The 3,312-nt window shown below is 63.0% G+C and carries 2 protein-coding genes, 1 tRNA gene and 1 pseudogene; 1 reads left to right on the top strand and 3 read right to left on the bottom strand.

Annotation, left to right across the window (positions count from 1 at the left end):
• Positions 1-149: 149 nt before the first annotated feature.
• On the bottom strand, positions 150-1,505 hold the full coding sequence (gene glmU, locus ACILRA_RS21280; protein ID WP_395664049.1) for a bifunctional UDP-N-acetylglucosamine diphosphorylase/glucosamine-1-phosphate N-acetyltransferase GlmU: 1,356 nt from the start codon (positions 1,503-1,505) through the stop codon (positions 150-152).
• A 129-nt stretch (positions 1,506-1,634) separates the two neighbouring features.
• On the opposite strand from glmU, the gene ACILRA_RS21275 reads away from it, so the two are divergent.
• Positions 1,635-1,709: transfer RNA gene (locus tag ACILRA_RS21275), tRNA-Lys, on the top strand.
• 137 nt (positions 1,710-1,846) lie between these two features.
• On the opposite strand, the gene ACILRA_RS21270 is transcribed toward ACILRA_RS21275, so the two are convergent.
• A complete protein-coding gene (locus tag ACILRA_RS21270) occupies positions 1,847-2,239 on the bottom strand; it encodes a hypothetical protein (protein ID WP_395664048.1) in 393 nt (130 codons plus the stop codon).
• A gap of 291 nt (positions 2,240-2,530) precedes the next feature.
• Positions 2,531-3,312, bottom strand: a pseudogene (locus tag ACILRA_RS21265) (hypothetical protein); the annotation flags it as partial.

Below are 3,312 nucleotides of genomic sequence, written 5' to 3'. Positions count from 1 at the left end.
GCGCCGCCGCTCAATCCCGCCATTGACCAGGGTGGCGACGCCGGAGGAATCATAACCGCGGTATTCCAGCCTGCGCAGCGCTTCGACGATGCTGTCCGCCACTGGCTTATTGCCGAGGATGCCGACGATTCCACACATGTTACCCTGCCTTACTGTTTGTGTCTTGCGGCCTTGCGCGCCGCCTTCATGTTCCGGAAGCGCGCCGCCCAGCCTTGCTGCAATTCGAGGCTTGGCCGGGCAATCGCCAGCGCATCCGCAGGAACGTTTCGAGTCACCACCGTTCCCGCCGCGATCGAGGCGCCGTCACCCACCTTCACCGGGGCGACAAGTGCCGTGTTCGAGCCGACGAAGACATTGGCACCGATGTCCGTCAGGTGCTTGTCGTAGCCATCATAGTTGCAGGTGATGGTGCCAGCACCGATATTGGTTCCCGGCCCGACGCGCGCATCACCGATATAAGAGAGGTGATTGGCCTTGGCGCCCGCGCCGATCGTTGCCTTCTTCACCTCGACGAAATTGCCGATGTGAGCGCCAGATCCGATCTCCGCACCCGGCCGCAGCCGGGCATAGGGGCCGATCCGCGCCCCTGCTCCCACATGCGCGCCCTCGAGGTGGCAAAAGGCATGGATCTCCGCCCCATCCTCCACCCGGACGCCTGCCCCGAACACCACGTGAGGGCCGATCACAACATCCTGTCCGATGACCGTATCAGCCGAGAAAAATACGGTTTCGGGGGCCGTCAGCGTGGCGCCGGCCAGCATGTGGCGGCGGCGGTAGATCCCTTGAAGGCTCGACTCGATACCAGAAAGCTGGATGCGGTCATTCACGCCCGCCAGTTCGGCCTCCGGGCAGATCGCAAGTGCTGCGGGTGATCCCGCCGCTGCGGCAAGGGCAACGACATCGGTCAGGTAATACTCGCCCTTCGCATTGGCGTTGCCAACCCGCTCAAGAAGCGGCCAGAGCAGATCGGAAGATGCGGCAATGATTCCAGAATTACAGAGGGTTACGGATTTTTCTTCAGAAGAGGCGTCAAGCTCCTCCCGAATGGCGGCGACGCGGCCTTCAGCATCGCGGAGCAGCCTGCCATAGCCATGCGGATCCTGCGCCTGGAACCCCAAGACGGCGATGCCGGACTGGTCTGCGAGCCGGGCCAGTTGCGCGAGGCTTTCCGGGGTGATCAGCGGCACATCCCCATAGAGAATGAGAATCGTGCCCGTGAACCCGGCCAGGGCAGGCTTCGCCATCAGCACGGCATGGCCCGTGCCGAGGCGCTCCTCCTGCAGGGCGGCACGCGCGTCCGGGAAGACGCTCCGCGCTTCGGCAGCGACCGCCTCCATGCCAGGGCCCACAACGACGACGGATTGAGCCGGCGACAATTGCCTTGCCGCATGGAGCACGTGCCCCAGCAGGCTGCGCCCCGCCGCACGGTGCAGGACCTTCGGCATAGCGGATTTCATCCGCGTTCCCTTGCCTGCAGCCAGGACGATGATGGCGATGTCCGTCATTTCAATTCCGCGTTCCACTGCGACTCTTACGCCCTCCGCTAGCATTTCCTGAGCGCGGGCTCCACTATTGACCCGACCATGCCCCCCGACTATGGTCCGCCCGCAATCAGGCCGGCATCCGCCGGCCGTGGGCCCGTAGCTCAGCGGTAGAGCATCTGACTTTTAATCAGAGGGTCCCGGGATCGTACCCCGGCGGGCTCACCAATCAAATCAAATGGTTAGAACAATTTTGAAGGCTGCAAAACCCTCCGCGCGAAAGGCCTTTCTAACCACGTTCTAACGTCCGCAGAAAAGCCGGAGCAGTCGCCCGCCCCGGCCTGTGCATAAGTCTGCCGCTTGGTTCAGGCCTTGGCCTGCATTTCCCTCATCACGTCGGCAGCGCCCGCCATGAAGTCGATGAACGGATCGCCTCCATTCGTGTTCAGGCAATGCTGCACCAGCAACTTGCTGCGGATGGCCTCGTCACTGCCACCGCCGGAGCATGTGCGCTCTCGCGCCTCCTTTGCGATGGCGTTACAGAAGTGGTCGATGCGGAAGACCTCCTGATCGATGAAGTCTTCAAGGGCTGCAGGAAAGTTCTGCTGGCAATAGAACCTGTTGTTCAGCGCCGCGATATCGTGGAAAAAGTCATACGCTGCGCTCAGCTCTGCCAGGCTGAGACCTGAGAGATCAGGTGTGTCGGGCAATGCCCTTTCGGATTCGAACGCATTTGCGGTATCTCGGGAAGTAGCCATTGTGGCCTCCTATCAAGGTTGCAGTGGTAGGGCCGGGCGGGAGGTTTCAGCTTCCGTTCGGCCCGCTCGACGGTGCCACACAGGGGCGGAAGTTTCAACCTCTGAGAAGCCTGCTCTCGTAATCCGGCCCTTGCCCAATGCAATCGTTACAAATCGCGGGGCGGTCCCTTATCGACGCGCGCGAAGACAATCCAGAACACCAACTCAGCCGCCGCAATGGCGAGCCATGGCCACCCGAGCATATGGACGGCTTGCAGCAGCGCGGCCCATAGATCGCCCTGCACTGGCCTTTCACGTCCTTCGCGGCATGATCCGGGCTCCGTAGCGGCCACCCATCACGCGGGCAGCCCTGCCCCCGCCCAGCGTATCGATCACCTCGTCCTGAACCAATGCGCGGATGTTGATTGAGCCGTCCGGCATTTCCTGGGTCTGCGTCGTGACCTTCGCGGCGCTGTTGTTGATGATCTGGACCTTCACGCCACCACCCGCGCGGTCCATCGGTGTCACCCTTGCCGGACCGTGGATGATCTCAGGGCCCGCCTCGCCAGCGATGCCCCACTTGCCAGCGCCGAGCGTGCCGCCGTTGGCGTAGAAGCCGCCGAAGTTGCCGAGCCCTTGCGCGCCGAGCAGGCCGCCGCCCGGCACCAGCCCGCCGAGCAGCATGTTGAGGCCGCTGTTGAGCAGCTGTTCCGCGATACTCTGCAGCGCATTCATGGCCGACTGCCTGAGACCTTCAAATGCATCACCGGCGGAATGCGCAGAGAATGCGATGCCGGTAAGCGATGATGCGAGGCCAGAGGCCAAGCCGTCAGTAAGCCCCAAGGTGACCGACGTGGATTGCTGCACCTGGCCCGAGAAGGACTGCAGGGCGTCGCCAGCGCCGTAAATGTCATCGATGGTGCCAGGGGGAAAGATCGGCGGAAGTTGAGAATTCTGCAGCGGGCTGGACGAGGTTGAACCATTGCCAGCTTTCCCGCCACCGCCTCCACCCGTCTTGGCACCGCTTCCGCCACCGGCGGAGTTCAGCAGCGCGTCAAGGTCGGCCTGTGACGCCTGCAGATTGACCTTGCCGC

This window comes from Aestuariivirga sp. (assembly GCF_044239095.1).
Classification (GTDB): Bacteria; Pseudomonadota; Alphaproteobacteria; order Rhizobiales; family Aestuariivirgaceae; genus Aestuariivirga.
The sequence above is the reverse complement of the archived record's forward strand: the minus strand, read 5'-3'. Positions and strand labels throughout refer to the sequence as shown.